The organism is Salinicola sp. CPA57, from assembly GCF_003206035.1.
In the GTDB taxonomy this organism is placed as follows: Bacteria; Pseudomonadota; Gammaproteobacteria; order Pseudomonadales; family Halomonadaceae; genus Salinicola; species Salinicola socius.
Genome location: NZ_PZJR01000019.1, coordinates 23,391 through 41,306 on the forward strand (window position 1 = coordinate 23,391; position 17,916 = coordinate 41,306).

General features: G+C 62.4%; 15 protein-coding genes. 2 read left to right on the forward strand and 13 right to left on the reverse strand.

The window, feature by feature from the left end; genetic code table 11:
• Positions 1-16: 16 nt before the first annotated feature.
• The 7 genes from DOM36_RS18815 to DOM36_RS18845 all read right to left on the reverse strand — a co-directional run bounded on the left by DOM36_RS18815 (position 17) and on the right by DOM36_RS18845 (position 9,180).
• Positions 17-511 (reverse strand): DUF1850 domain-containing protein, encoded by a 495-nt coding sequence (locus tag DOM36_RS18815; protein WP_075571435.1) that lies wholly within the window; start codon positions 509-511, stop codon positions 17-19.
• A gap of 116 nt (positions 512-627) precedes the next feature.
• Positions 628-1,974 carry a TAXI family TRAP transporter solute-binding subunit gene (locus DOM36_RS18820; RefSeq protein WP_110644007.1) on the reverse strand — a complete coding sequence of 449 codons (1,347 nt, stop codon included), beginning with the start codon at positions 1,972-1,974 and terminating at the stop codon, positions 628-630.
• Between the two features lie 125 nt (positions 1,975-2,099).
• On the reverse strand, positions 2,100-3,347 hold the full coding sequence (locus DOM36_RS18825) for a sodium:proton antiporter (RefSeq protein WP_110644008.1): 1,248 nt from the start codon (positions 3,345-3,347) through the stop codon (positions 2,100-2,102).
• A gap of 218 nt (positions 3,348-3,565) precedes the next feature.
• Positions 3,566-4,786, reverse strand: coding sequence for a methionine adenosyltransferase (gene metK / locus DOM36_RS18830; RefSeq protein ID WP_110644009.1), 1,221 nt, complete (start codon positions 4,784-4,786; stop codon positions 3,566-3,568).
• A gap of 211 nt (positions 4,787-4,997) precedes the next feature.
• A complete protein-coding gene (locus tag DOM36_RS18835; RefSeq protein WP_110644010.1) occupies positions 4,998-5,819 on the reverse strand; it encodes a hypothetical protein in 822 nt (273 codons plus the stop codon).
• Complete coding sequence (locus DOM36_RS18840) at positions 5,816-7,621, reverse strand: glycerol-3-phosphate dehydrogenase/oxidase (RefSeq protein ID WP_110644011.1); 1,806 nt, start codon at positions 7,619-7,621, stop codon at positions 5,816-5,818. Before DOM36_RS18840 ends, DOM36_RS18835 begins: the two co-directional genes overlap by 4 nt.
• On the reverse strand, positions 7,618-9,180 hold the full coding sequence (locus tag DOM36_RS18845; RefSeq protein ID WP_110644012.1) for an FGGY-family carbohydrate kinase: 1,563 nt from the start codon (positions 9,178-9,180) through the stop codon (positions 7,618-7,620). The genes DOM36_RS18840 and DOM36_RS18845 overlap by 4 nt, the downstream gene beginning before the upstream one ends.
• A gap of 281 nt (positions 9,181-9,461) precedes the next feature.
• Here DOM36_RS18845 and DOM36_RS18850 point away from each other — a divergent pair, with 281 nt between their 5' ends.
• Complete coding sequence (locus tag DOM36_RS18850; RefSeq protein WP_198651335.1) at positions 9,462-10,568, forward strand: alcohol dehydrogenase catalytic domain-containing protein; 1,107 nt, start codon at positions 9,462-9,464, stop codon at positions 10,566-10,568.
• Complete coding sequence (locus DOM36_RS18855; RefSeq protein ID WP_110644014.1) at positions 10,565-11,368, forward strand: DeoR/GlpR family DNA-binding transcription regulator; 804 nt, start codon at positions 10,565-10,567, stop codon at positions 11,366-11,368. Before DOM36_RS18850 ends, DOM36_RS18855 begins: the two co-directional genes overlap by 4 nt.
• Positions 11,369-11,462: 94 nt before the next feature.
• Here DOM36_RS18855 and DOM36_RS18860 read toward each other — a convergent pair whose 3' ends face one another.
• The 6 genes from DOM36_RS18860 to rpiB form a co-directional block, all read right to left on the reverse strand.
• Positions 11,463-12,419: a D-ribose ABC transporter substrate-binding protein gene (locus DOM36_RS18860; protein WP_110644015.1), complete on the reverse strand. Its 957-nt coding sequence runs from the start codon at positions 12,417-12,419 to the stop codon at positions 11,463-11,465.
• Positions 12,420-12,494: 75 nt separating this feature from the next.
• Complete coding sequence (locus DOM36_RS18865; RefSeq protein ID WP_075571428.1) at positions 12,495-13,664, reverse strand: ABC transporter permease; 1,170 nt, start codon at positions 13,662-13,664, stop codon at positions 12,495-12,497.
• A 40-nt stretch (positions 13,665-13,704) separates the two neighbouring features.
• A complete protein-coding gene (locus DOM36_RS18870; RefSeq protein ID WP_198651336.1) occupies positions 13,705-15,261 on the reverse strand; it encodes a sugar ABC transporter ATP-binding protein in 1,557 nt (518 codons plus the stop codon).
• Positions 15,261-15,911 (reverse strand): DUF2291 domain-containing protein, encoded by a 651-nt coding sequence (locus DOM36_RS18875; protein ID WP_075571427.1) that lies wholly within the window; start codon positions 15,909-15,911, stop codon positions 15,261-15,263. Before DOM36_RS18875 ends, DOM36_RS18870 begins: the two co-directional genes overlap by 1 nt.
• Before the next feature lie 31 nt (positions 15,912-15,942).
• Entirely contained in the window at positions 15,943-17,055 is a 1,113-nt protein-coding gene (locus DOM36_RS18880; protein ID WP_075571426.1) for an alcohol dehydrogenase catalytic domain-containing protein, read from the reverse strand.
• 299 nt (positions 17,056-17,354) lie between these two features.
• A complete protein-coding gene (gene rpiB / locus DOM36_RS18885; protein ID WP_075571425.1) occupies positions 17,355-17,816 on the reverse strand; it encodes a ribose 5-phosphate isomerase B in 462 nt (153 codons plus the stop codon).
• Between the last annotated feature and the right edge of the window lie 100 nt (positions 17,817-17,916).

Consider the following 17,916-nt stretch of genomic DNA (forward strand, 5'->3'; position numbering starts at 1 on the left):
CTCGCCAAGCGGGGATCTATGACAACCAGGGTCGCACCAGTGCCGGCAAGACTTGCCACAACGGCACCCTGAGTATGGAAAAAGTCAGTATTCGGGGCGGATCGCCGCGCGACAGCGGAATGGTATGGCCCGCGAAGATCAGACGGTAATGCTCTTCCACGGCTGCCTGCACCGCCAGCGGATCGACCACGCGATCGATGCCGGTCATCACCACCCAGCCATCCTCGAGATGGGTTTCGGTACCCGCATGCGACGGAACACCCGCACCGAACGTCTTGAAGCGCGTGCCGGTGATCTCTATGGCGTCGCCCGCGGTCACCGCGAACCACTCTTCCCAATCTTCTTTCTCGACCGAATGCATCCAGCGCAGCGTAAAGGTCGTGCCCTGCCACCCCGGAAAGGCAAAACGCCACTGCGGCCCATCACGAATGACCAACCACGGTAGCGGATACGCAGCGGTGGCGACCCCCAGGATCACCACCGCTGCGATACTCAGCCAGATTTTACGCATCAAGACGATTCATCAGAACGATTTATCAGACCGATCCACCAGGGCGATCCACCAGTACGATTCATCGAGACCGTCATCATGACTGGCGCCTTGATCGGTCGGTCACGACATCCCGCTCAGGATTGCGGCTCCTTGTCCTGCGCGTTGTCATCACCGCTGGTCTCGCTCCCCTCGGCAGCGTCGATGTTGTCTTCGGGCGTCTCGGCGCTGGTCTGCTTGGACGGTTCAGCTTCGGCACCATCGGATGTCGTCGTCGACGCTTTCTCGTTGGCCGGCATCGAAGCGGTCTCTTCCGACAGATCGCTATCATCACCGGCACTAGCCGCATCGCCATCAGTTGCTGCACCCTCGGAAGAAGACAGCGTTTCGTAGAAGGCTTCGGCGCCCGGATGCACCGGTACGACCAGATTCTTGTCCATGGTGCTGGGATCGAACTGCTTGAGCGCACCCACGGAGACGCTGTCGGATTCCAGATAGTCATGGAACCGCTTGGCCAGATCCTCGGCCACATCGTCCCGCATGGAGGACGGCACGATCATGATGTTGCGGATCGCCACGGTATCCACGGCGTCACCCAGATTGTAGCGCTCGGGCGCCCCGGCCGGGATCTCGTAGTTCTCGTAGTACGGATACTTTTCCAGCAGCGTGGAGGCAACGTCGCCGCTGACCGGAACGAAGGTCACGTCGGTGCTCTGCATCAGCCCGGTGATGCTGGAGTTGGGCACGCCGGAGGTGAAGAACGCGGCATCGAGGTTGCCGTTGCTCATCTCGGTCACGCTGTCGGCATAGCCGGTATGGCTGACCTGGGCCAGATCGTCGTAGCTGAGGCCCGCCGATTCCAGCACCTTGGCAGCACTCTGTTCGACCCCGGAGCCGACCTTGCCCACGCCGACACGCTTGCCTTTCAGATCGGCAATGCTGTGGACATCGCTGTCGGCCGTGGCGACGACCTGCACCACGTTGGGATACAGGCCGGCGATGGTCTCGATATCGGCAGGCTGGCCTTCGAACTGGTTCTGGCCCTTGACGGCGTCGTAAGCCACGTCGCTCATCACGATGGCGACCTGATTCAGACCATCGTTGATGTTGTTGATGTTCTGCACGGAGGCACCGGTCGATACCACCTGTACGCCGTCGACCAGGTCGCTCTTCTCGAACACGCTCTTCAGCGCCCCGCCGATCGGATAGTAGCTGCCACCGGTGCCGCCGGTGCCGAAGATCAGATTGACGGGTTCGCCGCCGGCGGCAGCCGTGTCCTGGCTATCGGCATTATCTGCACTGCCGGCGGTGTCCGAAGACGCCGTGTCCTGAGTGCTGGAACCGGAGGACTGGGTCTCCTGTTGCGACGATGATGACTCTTGAGACTCGCTTTTGGCCTGATCATCACTGTCGTCACCGCAACCCACCAGCAGTGCGCCGGAAAGGCCCAGCGCCGCGACCAGCATTCCTGTGCGTAACATCATGGTTCACCCCGTCATTGAAACGTCATCGACCCATCTGATCGACGAAAAAGAAACCGTACAGTGGCCCAAGAGTAAGGAACGCCCGGCGGCGATACCATGCCTGAACCACTGCATACCACTAAAGTCTAAGATTTTTTGGCATCCTGCGATAACACGCGTCGTACCACGCCACCGATGGTCAGCCCCTGAACCAGGATCGAGAACAGCACGATGATGTAGGTCACCATCACGATGGTATTTCGGTAATCGCTCTCGGGCAGGCCCAGCGCCAAGGCCACCGAGATGCCACCTCGCAGCCCGCCCCAGGTCAGCACACGCGTGGTGCCGTGACGAAAATGGACCCACCGGTTCAATATGGCAATGGGTAGACCGATGGTGAGCAGGCGCGTCACCAGAATGACGACGATGATCGGGCCAGCAACGATGAGGTACGACCACTCGAAGGGAATGAGCAGCAGTTCGAGGCCGATCAGTACGAACAGCACCGCGTTGAGAATCTCGTCGATCAGTTCCCAGAAGCCGTCGACGTAGCGACGGGTGGTATCCGACATGGCATGTTCGCGGCCGCGATTGCCGATGAACAGCCCGGCAATGACCATCGAGATCGGCCCCGACACATGAAGATGCGTCGCCAGCGTATAACCGCCCAGCACCAGCGCAAGGGTGACCAGCACCTCGATCTGATACTGATCGATGCTCTTCATCATCCAGTAGGCGACATACCCCATCACCAGCCCGAGCAGAATGCCGCCGCCGGCCTCTTCCAGGAACAGCATCGCGGAGTGCGTGACCGTCAGCGCTTCGGTCGCGTTCGCCGCTCCCAGCATCATGGTGAACACCACCACCGCGACGCCGTCGTTGAACAGCGACTCGCCGACGATCTTGATCTCCATATCTTCCGGCGCGCCCGCGCTACGCATGATCCCGAGTACGGCGATCGGATCCGTCGGCGAGATCAACGCCCCGAAGACCAGGCAGTAGAGATAAGGCACCGCGATATGGAAGGTGGCGAAAAGCCACCAGGCCGCGCTACCGATCACCACGGTCGAGATCACCACGCCGACGGTCGCCAGCAGACCGATCGAGTAGCGATAACGCTTGAGCTTGTGGAAATCGACGTGCAACGCCCCGGCGAACAGCAGCAGCGACAGCATCCCGTCCATCAGCAAGGTGTTGAAGTTTATCTGCCCCAGCCAGGTCTCGGCCCAATCGGTAATCCCGTCGAAGCCAGCGTGGCTCAACGCGATCAACAACATCGAAGCCAGCAGCGAGATGCACATCACCCCGATCGTCGCCGGCAGCTTGAGGAACCGGTAGTTGAACCACGCAAACAGCGCGGTGATCGTGATGAAGACTGCTGCGATTTCCAGCATGGAATTCTTCCCTGTGCCTGCCGCGGCGAATTGTCGGTGAGCGTCCGGCCCGGAGCCTTTACGATAGAGGATCGCAGCGGGGCGGGCTTGATAAGGGTTCATTCAGCCGATCGGTGACAAAAAAAGCGGGCCCGGAAATCCGGGTCCGCTTCGTCGTCGTGTGCCGATCAGACCCTGCAGGCCGGCGCCGACATGCAGGGCTCTCCAGGGACTCGCGATTACAGACCGGCAGCGGCTCTCAGCGTCTCGGCCTTGTCCGTCTTCTCCCACGGGAAGGCGGTAAAGGTCTCGGTCTGCGTTTCGCCGTTGACGTCGGTCCAGGTGTAGCTCGATTCGAACGGTTCGCGTCCGAAGTGGCCGTAGGAGGCCGTCAGTTGATACATCGGATGGAGCAGATCGAGCATGCGCGTAATGGCGTGGGGGCGCAGGTCGAAGTGCTCGCGCACCAGCTCGATGATCCTGGTTTCGCTGACACTGGCGGTGCCGAAGGTGTTGATCGAGACCGAGGTCGGCTCGGCGACACCGATGGCGTAGGAGACCTGAATCTCGCACTTGTCGGCGAGACCGGCAGCCACGATGTTCTTGGCCACGTAGCGCCCGGCATAGGCAGCACTGCGGTCGACCTTGGACGGATCCTTGCCGGAAAACGCGCCGCCGCCGTGGCGCGCCATGCCGCCGTAGGTATCGACGATGATCTTGCGTCCGGTCAGCCCGCAATCACCCACAGGACCGCCGATCACGAACTTGCCGGTCGGGTTGATGTGGAACCGGGTCTTGTCATGTATCCACTTCGCCGGGAGGACATCACGGATGATCAGATCCTCCACCGCCTTGCGCAGATCTTCCTGGGAGATGTCTGGATCGTGCTGGGTCGACAGCACCACGGCATCCACGCCGTTGGGCTTGCCGTCGTCGTCATAGCTGAAGGTGATCTGGCTCTTGGCGTCGGGACGCAACCACGAAAGCGTACCGTTCTTGCGCAGTGCCGCCTGACGCTCGACGAGCCGGTGCGAATAGTGGATCGGCGCCGGCATGAACGATTCGGTCTCGTTGGTGGCGTAACCGAACATCAGGCCCTGATCGCCCGCGCCCTGATCTTCGGGCTTGCTGCGATCGACGCCCTGGGCGATATCGACGCTCTGCTTTCCGATCAGGTTGATCACGCCGCAGGTTTCGCCATCGAAGCCGACTTCCGAAGAGGTATAGCCAATATCGATGATCACCTTGCGCACCAGGTCTTCCAGGTCGACCCAGGCGGAGGTTGAAATTTCCCCGGCAACGATGGCGACGCCGGTCTTGACCAGCGTCTCGCAAGCCACGCGCGCCTGCTTGTCCCGCGCGATGATGGCGTCCAGCACGGCATCGGAAATCTGATCGGCGATCTTGTCCGGATGACCTTCGGACACGGATTCGGAGGTAAACAGAGAGTATTCGCTCATGGCGTACGGAGATCCCTTCGTTCACTGGTTGCGGCCCGCACGTGCGACCCGCCTGACAAAACGCAGCGCCGTCGGTCGGGAAGACGGATGAAACGACGCACGACATCGCTCTCCCGGACACGCCGGGACAGGGTACAAAAGTCTACACACAGAATGGCTAGCTGCCTATGTTTTGCCACCCGCGCGGATGATTGACCGGTGCTATCGAGGGCTAGCGGCCAGGGCTACCGGTACCGTGCACGATATCGACCAGCCGCTCGATACCCGCCGTGGCATTCTCCCGCTGCCAGGCATTGCGGCCGAAAATCACGCCCCGTGCGCCGTTATCCAGTGCATCCCGGGTGAAACACGCCAGCGCCTCGTCGTCGTTCATCGCCGACCCACCCAGGACGAGTACCGGAACCGGACAGCTCTGTACGAGGCCCTGCATGTCCCGAGGGTCGCCGGTGAACTGCGCCTTGATCAGATCGGCTCCCAGCTCGGCGCCGATCCTCGCCACCCGCGCGATGCGCTCGCCATCGAGACGACCGTCTTCGCGCCCTTGCTCACGGTGCCCCCACACCACCGCCTCGACGATCAGTGGTAGTCCGATCGCCTCGCACTGGCGGGCGGTCTCCGCTACCGCCCGGAGGTTGTCGGCTTCGCGCCCGGGGTCGTCGTAACCGGAAATCAGACACATCACTACCGCGTCCGCCCCCATCGCCTGCGCCTGGGCGGGCGTTGCGATCATGCGGTGATACTCCTCTCCCGCCAGCGTGAAGTCGCCCACCATCGGATAGTCGATCCGAAGCACCACTTTGGGCGCGCGGCTGTCGGCGAACAGGTCAGCGCAAGACTTGAGCATGCCGGGCGACAACAGCACCGCTTCCGGACCGGCCGCGACGATCGCCTCGCAGGTCCGACGCGCATCGAGCGCATGCTCCACAGGTCCCGCCAGCAGCGTACGATCGAACGCCACCATGCAGCTCGATCCGGTCTCGCGGCGAAACAGCCGTCCGGTGCGCAAGCCGCTGGCAGAAAAGACGGTCGTCATGGTGTGATCTCCTGGGCAGAGGACGTTCCCGGGTCTTCAGTGGCAGCCGCGACAGGCTCCGGCGGCTCCCCGCAAATTGGCGCGAGCGAAACGCCATGCGCCCGCAGGGCCACCTCTCGCACCGCCTCGATTTCGTCCCGGCAGCGTGATTCGGACCATTCCAGGGCCCTTCGGCAATGCGATGCGACCTCCTCGACCACGACGCCGTCCAGTTGCCCGGAGAGCGCAATCGGCAGACGACGGAACAGCACGTCCGCCAGATGCTCGACGCGCTCGAAGCGGCAGACGAAATCGATCTCCCCGACACGATAATCCGTCATCGAATTCAGCGGGCGCTGACGACAGACACCATCAGCGCTCATCCTCGCGCAGTGCCGCCCTACCGCTTCGCCTCGAGTGCCATAGCGGCTCAACAGGGTGATCGCCCGATGCCGGTCGCCGTCGCAGAGCGCGGTTACCCGCGCAAGCCAGGCCTCCCGCGATATCGCATCGCGGGGGTAATCCTTCCCGCCTCCGATCGCCAGCTCGCGGGTATCGATCTCGCGTCGGCGGCCGAGCCTGGCAAGCACGTCGTCGGCGACCTCCTCGGCAAACCCGCGAAATGTGGTCCATTTGCCGCCGACCAGCGACAGCACCGGCCAATCCTGGATGCGATCCTCGACGATGGCGTGATCTCGGCTGATCTGGCCCGGATCGGCGGCGTCGCTGCGCGGGAGCGGACGCACCCCGCTATAGCGATAACGCACCTGATCCGGTCCGATCGGCACGTCGGGGAACAGATAGCGCACCGCCTCGAGCATGTAGTCGCGTTCGGCATCCTCGCAGACGGCCTGGTCCGGATCGGGGCAACGAATGTCGGTGGCGCCGACCAGTACGTGATTCATGAACGGATAGATCAGGCAGATGCGACCATCCGGGGTGCCGAAATAGATCATCCGCCCGTCGAGCTGATCCCGAAGGATCGGCACATCGACGATCAGATGGCCGCCCTTGGTACCACCGATGTGCTGCGTTTCGCGCCCCAACCGACGGTTGATCTCATCGATCCAGGCGCCGCCGGCGTTGACGATGAGCTGGGGGCGGACCGTGAAAGCGTTGCCGTCTTCATCGTTGAAACTCACCGCTCCGCCTTCGCCACCGGTCAGGGTCACATGGTTGAGTGCCATCGCCCCGCGATGGGTCCGGCAGCCATCGTCGATCAGCTCGTAGCCGAGGCGTTCGGCCTGGCTGATCGCGGCATCGTAGTAGGTGTGAAGCGCACGAACGTCGCGGCGAATGTCCGGCAGCGATTCCCGCACCCGGCGCCCCAGCATCAGCGAATGACGCGGCATGCTGCGAAAGTGGCGACCGAAGAAGTCATAGAGCGTCAGCCCGACTTCACTGATCAGGATGCCGCGGTCGTCGATCTTCGCCGGGCGACGAAAGAACCGCTGGATCGACGGCCAGATGCCACCCCACCAGCTGTGCGTCGGCATCGCGGTGCGCAGCGGATGCACCACGTGCGGCGCGTTGCGCAGCAGCAGATTACGCTCGCGGGTCGACTGCGCCACCAGGCGGAACTCCCCGGTCTCCAGATACTTGAGGCCGCCGTGAATCAGTCGCGAAGGCGCCGCGCTGGCCCCGGCACAGAAGTCCTGCTTGTCGACGATCAGCGTATCGACACCCTGCAGCGCCAGATCGCGAAACAGGCCGGCACCGTTGATGCCGGCGCCGATGATCAGCACCGAGACCGCCGGATCGGCCCGCAGTCGTTCCAGCGTCTGCTGACGCGTCAGCGGTGGTGGATTCAGAGATTCGGTCATCGTGCGGCTCCCACCGTTGGACTGGGTTGAGGTTCGACTGCCGGCGATGCCAACGGCGGCGCGTCGGCATCGAGCGTCGCCCACAGCGGACGCAGGCACTCCACCAACCGCTGGTAACGTTCGAAGCCCCGCTGACACTCGGCCTGGCGCCGGGCCTTGGGTGTATAGCGATGGTCGATCTCGCAAAGCGGTGTAGCTGACGCAATGGCGGGGAACACCTCGGCCGCCACCCCCGCGCAGATGGCGGCACCCCAGGCGGCCGCTTCCTGGATACGGGACGTCTCCAGCGGCCGGCCGAGCGAATCGGAGAAGAGCTGCGCCAGCCGCGGCGAGTGACTGCCGCCGCCGGTGATGCGCACGCGGTCGATGGGGAAAGTCGACGCCAGCGCATCGACATGGACGCGATGATTGAACACCACGCCTTCCAGAATCGCGCGGAGTACATGGCCGCGATCATGCCAGCCCTGCAGCCCGAACAGCCCGGCGCTGGCGGGTTCGTCATAGGGTGAGCCGTAAAGGAACGGGTGATAGACCAGTCGAGACGGGCTTTGGAACGCGGCGTCCAGCGATGCTTCCATCTCGGCGAAAAAGGCACCGGTATCGCCGTCGCCGGCCCGCCCCCATTGGCGATGAAACCATTCGAGATTGCTCGAGGAAGCCGGTGAAATCGCCATGTTGAGCCATTGGCCAGGGCGCAGTCCGTTGCGCGTGGCCCAGCGCGAGTCGGGCTTCGGCGCGTCGGAGAAGACCTCGTTGATGCTGAAGGTGCCGGCTGCGATGGTCAGGGTATCCGACTCGACATTTCCCAACCCCACCGCGCTGGCCGTGACATCGTGAAGCCCCGCCGCCACCGGCGTACCGGCTTTGAGGCCGGTGGCGCGCGCAGCCGCCATGCTGACATGGCCGGCAATCTCGTCGGGCATGCGGACAGCCGGCAGCGTGTCGAAGACACTATCGATACCCAGCATCGACAGCGCCTCCCGGCTATAGCGCTGCGTGTTCACATCGGTATAGCCGGTGCTGGCCTCGGTGAAGTCGGTGGCAACCTCGCCGGTCAGCTTGAATCGCAGCCAGTCCTTGCAGGTCAGCACGTGGCCGAGCGCGGACAACCGTTCGGGTTGATGTTCCTGCATCCATGCCAGCAAGGTCACCGGCGAGAAGGCAAAAGGCATCTGTCCGATCCGCGCCAGCGCCTCGTCACGCACGCCTTCTCGACACCAGCGTTCGACGATGCCCGCCGCGCGGCTATCGAGCGAGGTGATGGCTTGGCCGAGCGGCTCGCCGTTCCGATCGAGCGGATAGAGCCCATCGCCGTGCGCCGTGACGCCGATCGCCACAATCTCGCTGCCATCCACGTTGGCAGCGGCCAGCGCAGCGCGTATCGCCTGAGCGGCACTTGCCCAGGTGGCATTCATGTCACGTTCGACCCAGTGTGCCTGAGGATGCTCGAGCCGGGACGCCTCCCGCCCGATGCCCACGACATTGCCGTCGGTATCGAAAATCACCGCTTTGGTGGAACTGGAGCCTCCGTCGAGCCCCAGCAGATAACCGCGTGACATGGCTGTCTCCCGTCAATCGCATCCCCGCACCGCCGAAAAGGTACGGAATGAACGCTTCATGCCGCCATTTCTAACACTCTTTTGTGATCGAGCGACGTTAGACGTTGGTGTTAAACATCACCGCTGACAACAGATATTATTTTAATTTCAATCAATTAAATTTTATCGCTAAAAGGTGAATCCTCTTCAAGACCAAAGTCATACGGCAAATCATCACTTTTTGATGTTATTTAATTGGCACTCGCTTCATTTATCCCAACATGTCATCGCCGAGGTAGCTCATGCCCGATTCTCGAGTGTCTCTTCCCGACAGCATGCAGGCCGTGGTCTGTCGCGGGCCCGGCGACTATCGCCTCGAACGCGCGCCGACGCCCAGGCCCGGCCAGGGCGAGCTGATGCTCAGGATCCAGGCCTGCGGCATCTGTTCGAGCGATCTCAAATGCCGCGACGGAGCCGCGATGTACTGGGGCGACGGCGACCGCTTCGCGCCTTTCGTGAAGCCGCCAATGATCGTCGGCCACGAATTCGCCGGCGAGGTGGTCGCGCTGGGCGAAGGGGCTGCCGAGCGTTTTGGCGTCTCGCTGGGCGATCGGGTGGTGCCGGAGCAGATTCTGCCCTGCCGACAGTGCTTCTATTGTCAGCGCGGCCACTACTGGATGTGCGAGGTGCACAACATCTTCGGCTTTCAGGGTGGCGTCGCCGATGGCGGCATGGCGGAATACCTGCGCGTGCCGGCCAACGCGGTGCTGCATAGGGTCGATCCTCGCCTGAGCGTCGAGGACGCCGCCTTCCTAGAGCCGCTGGCCTGCGGTATCCATGCGGTCAATCGCGCCGAGATCCAGTTCGACGATACCGTGGTGATCGCCGGCGGCGGCCCGATCGGCCTGGCCATGGTTCAGCTCGCCAGGCTCAAGACGCCCAGACAGCTGATTCTGGTCGACACTCATGACGACCGCCTGGATCTGGCTCGCGACTACGGCGCCGATCACGGCTTCAATCCGCATCGCGACGATATCGCCAAGGAGATACGTGCTCTCACCGGCGGTTACGGCTGCGAGGTCTATATCGACGCCACCGGTTCATCGAGCGGCGTAGTCCAGGGCCTGGAATCGCTACGCAAGCTGGGCCGTTTCGTCGAGTTCAGCGTGTTCAAGGAACCCACTACCGTCGACTGGTCGACGATCGGTGATCGCAAGGAGCTGGATATTCGCGGCTCGCACCTATCACCGCACACGTATCCGGTGGCGATCGACCTGCTCGCTCGCGGGTTGGTGACGACCCGCGGCATCGTCACCCATCACGTTCCGCTGGCCGATTTCGAGCGAGGCTTCGAGATCGCCGCCCAGCGCGACTCGATCAAGGTCGTGCTGACGACGGGCGCGTCATGAGCTCGCTCGAAGCCGTACCGCCTCGCACCGCGACGAGGGGCGCAACAGCACGCCGCCAGGCGATGCTGGACTACATCATTCAGGCCGGCTCGGCCCAGGTCGACGAGCTGGCCGAGCGCTTCGGCGTCAGCCGGATGACGGTACATCGCGATCTCGACGGCCTCTCCGACCAGGGCATGGTCAACAAGCAGCATGGCGGGGTCACCACTCGCTCCTCCAGCGTGTTCGAAAGCAACTTCGCGCTGCGTTCGCATATCGCCACGCGGGAAAAGCAGGCGCTGGCCCGTGCGGCGCTGGAGGAGATCGCGTCCGGCGAAGCGGTGATGCTGGACGACTCCACGACGGCTGCCGAATTGGCTTCACTGCTGCCCAGCCGTGAGCCGTTGACCGTCATCACCAATAGTCTGGAGAGCATCGAACGGCTCAAGGCCGCCAGCGGCATCAAGCTGATCACCCTGGGCGGGGATTACCAGCCGCGCTTCAACGCAACGTTCGGCCTGCTGTGCGAGCAAACGCTCGCCAACCTGCGGGCCAACGTCGCGGTGCTTTCCGCATCGGCCATCCTCGGCACCACGGCTTACGTGCAGGACCCCGCAGTGACCCAGATCAAGCGCGCACAGATGGCGGCGGCAGAGCGCCGGATACTGCTCGTCCACAGCGCCAAGTTCGGCCACGGCGCATTGCATCGGCTGGCCGACCTGGGCGAATTCGACCTGGTCCTGATCGATGCGGGCCTGACGGACGAGCATCGCCAGGTACTGGATGATGCCGAAATTCGGTATCGGTTGATCGCTATCTGATCTGATCGGCGAAACGTCATCGACTGCCCCCCAACGAAACCGCCGCGAGCCTTAGCCCGCGGCGGTCGGTCGTCCTCAACCCGGTTTCGGAGGATCACTGCTCCATGACGAACGCGGAGGTGTACTGATCGACATTGTCCGGCGTGATGAGGATGCAATCGTAGAGTTTCTTCTCGCCGCCGAGCCCGGTTTCACCTGAAGTGATGAACTTGTCTGCCATGCGTACGGCGTCTTCGGAAAAGATCGCGACCGGCTGCAGCACGGTATACGCCAATTCACCGGCCTTGATCGCATCGACCGCATCGGGCGAACCGTCGAAACCACCGACGACGATATCCTTCAGCTTGCCGGCTTCCTTGAGGGCCGCAATCGCGCCCAATGCCATCTCGTCGTTGCCGCTGATCACGCCCTGGATATCCGGGTTGGCCTGTAGCAGGCTCTGCATCTTGTTGAACCCTTGGGTGCGATCCCAGTTGGCAACGTCCTCGCCGACCTTCTTGAGATCCGGATACTGACTCAGCACGGTTTCGTAGCCGTTGGAGCGGGTCGCCGCGTTGTTGTCCGACGGAGCGCCTTTCAACTCGACGTAGTTGGCCGAGTCGCCGACCGTCTGAACCCACTGCTGGGCGCCCATTGCCGCCCCCTGCGCGTTGTTGGACACCAATTGCGCCTTGGCCAGGCCCTGCTCATTGATCTCGGCGTTGACCAGAAATACCGGAATGCCGGCATCGACGGCCTTACGCACCGCGCCGACCGATCCGTCGGCGTTGGCAGGGTCGAGAATGATCGCCTTGGCCTGGTTGGTGATCGCGGTATCGATCTGTCGACTTTCCGTGTTGGTATCGCCCTTGTGGGCACTGACATTGGCCTCGTACCCCAACTCCTCGGCGGTTTCACGGGCGATCTTGCCTTCCGTGAACCAGTAAGGGTTGGAGGTATCGTTGACGATGATCGAGATCAGCCCCTTGTCCTGCGCCATGGCACTTCCGGCGAGTAACGGCGCACTCACGGCGAGGGCTGCGATCAGCAGGCGCTTTCCTGTCTTGAACATGATGGATCACCCTTTTTTGCGGTTGTGTTGGTCTAACGTGTTGTGCTCTAGCTCGCGTTGATCGAGACGCACGGATCAATGCTGTGTTGCCGGCTTGCCGGCGGGACTTTCCGCCCCGGTCGTCACGCGTTCAGCGTCGGCGTTCGAGGCTGGAGAAGAGGGGGGCTGGGGCGTCTTTGGCTCTGGAGACGTAGGCTCGGACAATTTGCCGGCGCGTTTCTTGCGCCCGCTGTACTGAATGCTGTTGAGCAGCACCGCCAGCACGATCACGGCGCCTGTGAACACGGTCTGCCAGTAGGAAGAGACACCGATGATGACGAGGCCATCGGAGAGGAAGCCGATCACGAACGCCCCGAGCAGCGTGCCGCGCACGTTGCCACGACCACCGGTCAGTGCGGCACCGCCGATCACGACACCCGCGATGGCGGTCAGCTCGTAGGTGGTACCCGCCGTCGGGCCGGCCGACGTCAACTGAGAAGAGAGCACGAGGCCCGCGATGGCCGCGCAGATGCCAGAAAGCACGTAGACAGAGACCTGGACCCGCTTGACCGGCACGCCGGAGAGCTCGGCGGCACGCGCATTGCCGCCCGTCGAGTAGACCCAGCGCCCGAAAGGGGTGCGCGCCAGAGCCAGAATGGTGATGACCGCCACTGCTGCCAGAATCAACACGCCCACCGGTACGCCGAACAGACGGTTGAAGCCGAGCCAGTCGAAGCCGGTGTTGCCAAGCTCCGGGCTGCCACCGAGATTGTTGTAGGTCAGACCATCGGTCATCAGCAGCGCCACGCCTCGGGCGACATAGAGCAGACCCAGCGTCGCGACGAAGGCCGGTACCTTGAAGTAGGCGATCAGTACGCCATTGATGGCGCCGATGAACGCGCCGACCGCGCAGGTCAGGATCACCACCACCCACACCGGCGGATAGAGCGTGACGCCGAACATGTCGAAGGTCACGCCCTGCATCAGAAAGCCCGCGACCACCCCGCACAGTCCCAGCGTCGAGCCCACCGACAGATCGATACCGCCGGTGAGAATGACCAGCAGCATGCCGATCGACAGCAACCCGAAGATCGCCACGTGGGACGACATGGTCAGAAAATTACCGGTCGAGAAATAGACCGGTGACAGCGCCGAAAAGATGATGATGATCGCGATCAGGGCGAAAAAGGCTCGCCCCTCGAGCAGCAGGCGCCCCAGATCGAAGCCACCCCGTTGGCGCTCTGCCGCTTGGCTGTGTTTGGACATATCAAAACTCCGTTCGAGAAAAGGCGCTAACGTGTTCTTGTCAGGCGACCACGGCTTCGCCGGAGGCCGCCATGATCTGCTCCTTGGAAGCGTCGGCGCCGAATTCGGCCGCGATACGTCCGCGACTCATCACCACGATGCGGTGTGCGATGCTCAGGCATTCGCCGACTTCGGAAGTGGAGAAGATCACCGCCAGGCCCTGTCGGGATGCGCCTTCCGCCAGCAGTTTGAACACCTCGGCCTTGGCGCCGATATCGATACCGCGACTCGGCTCGTCGAGAACGACGACCCGCGGATGGGTCGCCAGCATCTTGCCGATGACCACCTTCTGCTGGTTACCACCGGAGAGCGATCCGATTTCGGCTTTGGGGCCATCCGTCTTGATATGCACGCCGGCGATCGACTCATCCACCACGCCGCGTTCCCGCGGGCCCGAGGTCAGCAACCAGCGGGTGAACGCCTTGATGCTGGCCAGCGACAGGTTCTCGCCCACCGACATGGTCTGAACCAGGCCATCGCGCTGGCGATCTTCCGGCACCAGCACCAGCCCCTTGGCGATGCGATCGGCGATACTCAGGTGCGAGACGTCCTCGCCCTCCAGCACCACCCGCCCACCGCTCAGCGGCACGCGACCGGCCACGCACTCGAGCAGCTCGGTTCGCCCCGCGCCCATCAACCCGTAGATGCAGACGATCTCGCCGGCACGCACGTCCAGCGACAGATGATCGACCACCGAGCGCTCCGGCACGGCGACATCGGCGATGCTGACGTCGTCCAGCGATAGCGCCACCTCGCCCAGGGCGTGACCGGTCGGCGGCGAGCCCAGATCGAAGTTCTCGCCGACCATGTTGCGCACGATCCACTCCAGATCGATATCCGCGCGCCTGGCGTAGGCCGTCATCACGCCGTCGCGCAGCACGACCGCGTGATCGGTGATCAGCAGCGCCTCTTCCAGATGGTGAGAGATATAGACGATCGACACCCCGCGACTCTTGAGATCGCGGATCACCCGGAACAGCACTTCGACTTCGGTCGCCGACAGCGCCGAGGTCGGCTCGTCCATGATCAGAATGCGCGAATTGACCGATAGCGCGCGGGCGATCTCGACGATCTGCTGCTGGCCCAGGCGCAAATCCTCGACCGGGGTCAACGGATCGATCGGCTCGTCGAGTTCTTCCATCAACGCACGGGTCTGACGCGCCTCCTCGGCGTAGTCGATACCCATCGCCCCCTTCAGCTCGCGCCCCATGAAGATGTTGTCGCGAACGCTGAGGTTGGGCGCCAGGCTGAGTTCCTGATGGATGATCGATATCCCCAGGCGCTGGGCGTCGGTGGTCGAGGCGAAGCGCACCGGCTCGCCTTCCAGCAGGATCTCGCCGGAGGTCGGCTGCATCACACCGGAGAGGATTTTCATCAACGTCGACTTGCCGGCGCCGTTCTCGCCGAACAGCGTGGTCACCTGACCGCGATAGACGTCGAAGTTGACGGTCTTGAGCGCATGCACGCTACCGAACGACTTGGCGACATCCCGCGCCGACAGCACGATGTCGTCGGCGGGTTCGCTGGCAGGCGCAGGCTGGATGGGAGATGAGGGCATCATTCCACCTCCAGACTGACGGGCGTCACCAGCCAGTTCTTGGGATTGATCAACTTGAACACGCCGGTCACGCCGACGCTCTTGCCGCTCAGATTGGCAGTATCGATATCCGCCAGCACCGCCTGCTTCATGGCGTCATTGATCGACGCTCCCGCATTCTGATACTCGATCTGGTTGGTGAACTCGCCGAACGATATCTCGCCGGTAGCATCGCGCAGGTCGGTGCCGTTGATCGCCGGGCCGGTCTGCACGCGAATGGTGATGTCGTCGGACACGCCGTCCACCGTGACCGGATAGATGCCGGAACGGGCCTCGCCGAAAGTGCCGGTGAACGTGACCGGCACCACCGGCCCGAAGCCTTCACCAATGCCGTACTTCTGTCCCGCCGCAGTGGAGTCATCGAGAACGGCCGATGCCAGCTCACTGGCCTCGACCGCACGCTCTTCGACGCTGGCCTGGATGTCGGGAAAATGCTCGCCACCGTAGGTGTCCGCCGAGAAGCCACCCTCGAGCGCCGCCTCCGAGCCGATCTCGACCACCTTGGTATCCCAGGCCATTATGGCCAGCACTACGACCACGCAGGCACCGATGATCAGACGTCCCTTCAGCTTGTTCGGCGCCGCTGGCCGACTGGCAACTGCTGCACTCATGAAAAGCGTCCTCTTTTGCAAACCTGTCGGCTCAAGGGATCAGCACGATCTTCAAGGACTTCGAACCGCTCTTCATCAGCTCGAACCCTTCCTCGTACTTCTCCAGCGGCAGCTTGTGAGTCACCACCCCTTCGGTCGGGAAATCGCCGTTGCGGATCCCCTCGATGACCAGCGGATAACAGTACGGGCCGAGGTGGGAGCCCAGCACGTCGAGCTCCTTGCGGTCGGAGATGATGCTCCAGTCGACGCTGACCGGATCCTTGAACACGCTGAACTCGACGAAGCGCCCCAGCTTGCGAATCATCGACAGCCCCTGCTCGACCGACTTGGGATGCCCGGTCGCCTCGATATAGACGTCGCAGCCGTAGCCCTCGGTCATCTCCTTGATGATCGAGACCACGTCGTCGCGCCTGGGGTTGAGGGTCAGGTCGGCGCCGAACTTCTTGGCCAGCTCCAGACGCTCGTCGAACAGGTCGAGCACGATCAATTTCTCCGCGCCCGCTTTCTTGGCTGCGCCGACCATGCCGAGCCCCAGCGTGCCGGCACCGGAAAGCACCACCACATCGCCCAGCTCGATTCTGGCGCGCTGCACCGCATGCAGCGAGCAGGCATAAGGCTCGATCAGGATCGCCTTCTCCAGCGGCAGCTCCTCGGGGACGTGATAGTTGATCGCCTCCTTGGTGAACTTCATGTACTCGGCCATGCCGCCGTTGACGTTGTTCTGGAAGCCGTAGAGATCGTGCTTCTCGCACATCCAATACTGGCCGCGACCGCAGAAACGACAGTTCCAGCACGGCACGATCTGCTCGGAGATCACGCGGTCGCCGACCGCATATCCCTCGACCTCGGCGCCAACCTTGACCACCCGCCCGATGAACTCGTGCCCCGGGATCATCGGCGCCTTGATATAGGCGGGCTGCGTCTCGTCGCCCCAGAAACTCGGCGCGCCGTCGTAGGACTTGATATCCCCCGCGCAGATGCCACATCCCTCGACCTTGACCAGGATCTCCTTGGCGTCGATCTCGGGGACCGGCACTTCCTCGTAGCGATAATCGTTGGGCGCATAGGCGACCACCGCCTTCATCGTCTTGGGAATATCGCCAGCGGGGCTTGGCTGCGTGGATGCCGCGGTGGACTCGCTCATGAATGGCCTCCCGTAAAAACACATGATCAAACTTCGGTCATATGTTTTTAGCCCCAATCCCCTCAAGACATCAATAGACAAACTTCTAAGACTTTAGCCATAGCATTTTTTTATTTTTTAAATTCAAAAGCTTATAGAAAAAATTAAGGATCGGTTGAGACTAAAGTCATTGGTTGTTTTTTATACGCCTCAAGACGAAATTGATGCCGCAAGACGACCTAAAGAACAGATTGATGATCATATGATCAATACCAATAAAAAAGGCGCCGAATTGGCGCCTTGGACAGCAGGACATCGGCTCAACGGTGACTCTGTTCGTAGGCCTCGATCCGATCCACCTTGGGTTGAGATCGACCACCCGACTCGAACTCGCTGCCAAGGAAAGCCTCGACAATCGTCTTGGCCAATTCGATGCCGATCACGCGCGCCCCCATGGTGACGATCTGGGCATCATTGCTCTTGCGCGCACGCTCGGCCGAGTAGGTGTCGTGGGCCTGCGCGGCACGAATGCCCGGCACCTTGTTGGCGGAAATCGCCACGCCGATACCGGTGCCACACATCAGGATCCCGCGATCATGGCGACCCTCTGCAACGGCTTCCGCGACCTTGATCGCGATATCCGGATAGAGCACGGGCTTCGCATCGTGAGTGCCGAAATCCTCGACTTCGTGCCCCAGCGACCTGACGTGCTCGATCATGGCCTCCTTCATGTCATACGCCGCTTCATCACACCCCAGCGCCACTCGCCACTTCTGTGCCATCACTCACCTCCCGTGCTGTCAATGGCGTCGATAGCCGACCGACACATCATAGCCATACACCGCTCATATGAACAACATTCCTTCATATGAGCAAAAGGTC

Bases quoted from the DNA above. Each gene is read 5' to 3' on its own strand.
- DOM36_RS18815 (WP_075571435.1), bottom strand. From the start codon at position 511: ATGCGTAAAATCTGGCTGAGTATCGCAGCGGTGGTGATCCTGGGGGTC.
- DOM36_RS18820 (WP_110644007.1), bottom strand. From the start codon at position 1,974: ATGATGTTACGCACAGGAATGCTGGTCGCGGCGCTGGGCCTTTCCGGC.
- DOM36_RS18825 (WP_110644008.1), bottom strand. From the start codon at position 3,347: ATGCTGGAAATCGCAGCAGTCTTCATCACGATCACCGCGCTGTTTGCG.
- metK (WP_110644009.1), bottom strand. From the start codon at position 4,786: ATGAGCGAATACTCTCTGTTTACCTCCGAATCCGTGTCCGAAGGTCAT.
- DOM36_RS18835 (WP_110644010.1), bottom strand. From the start codon at position 5,819: ATGACGACCGTCTTTTCTGCCAGCGGCTTGCGCACCGGACGGCTGTTT.
- DOM36_RS18840 (WP_110644011.1), bottom strand. From the start codon at position 7,621: ATGACCGAATCTCTGAATCCACCACCGCTGACGCGTCAGCAGACGCTG.
- DOM36_RS18845 (WP_110644012.1), bottom strand. From the start codon at position 9,180: ATGTCACGCGGTTATCTGCTGGGGCTCGACGGAGGCTCCAGTTCCACC.
- DOM36_RS18850 (WP_198651335.1), top strand. From the start codon at position 9,462: ATGCCCGATTCTCGAGTGTCTCTTCCCGACAGCATGCAGGCCGTGGTC.
- DOM36_RS18855 (WP_110644014.1), top strand. From the start codon at position 10,565: ATGAGCTCGCTCGAAGCCGTACCGCCTCGCACCGCGACGAGGGGCGCA.
- DOM36_RS18860 (WP_110644015.1), bottom strand. From the start codon at position 12,419: ATGTTCAAGACAGGAAAGCGCCTGCTGATCGCAGCCCTCGCCGTGAGT.
- DOM36_RS18865 (WP_075571428.1), bottom strand. From the start codon at position 13,664: ATGTCCAAACACAGCCAAGCGGCAGAGCGCCAACGGGGTGGCTTCGAT.
- DOM36_RS18870 (WP_198651336.1), bottom strand. From the start codon at position 15,261: ATGCCCTCATCTCCCATCCAGCCTGCGCCTGCCAGCGAACCCGCCGAC.
- DOM36_RS18875 (WP_075571427.1), bottom strand. From the start codon at position 15,911: ATGAGTGCAGCAGTTGCCAGTCGGCCAGCGGCGCCGAACAAGCTGAAG.
- DOM36_RS18880 (WP_075571426.1), bottom strand. From the start codon at position 17,055: ATGAGCGAGTCCACCGCGGCATCCACGCAGCCAAGCCCCGCTGGCGAT.
- rpiB (WP_075571425.1), bottom strand. From the start codon at position 17,816: ATGGCACAGAAGTGGCGAGTGGCGCTGGGGTGTGATGAAGCGGCGTAT.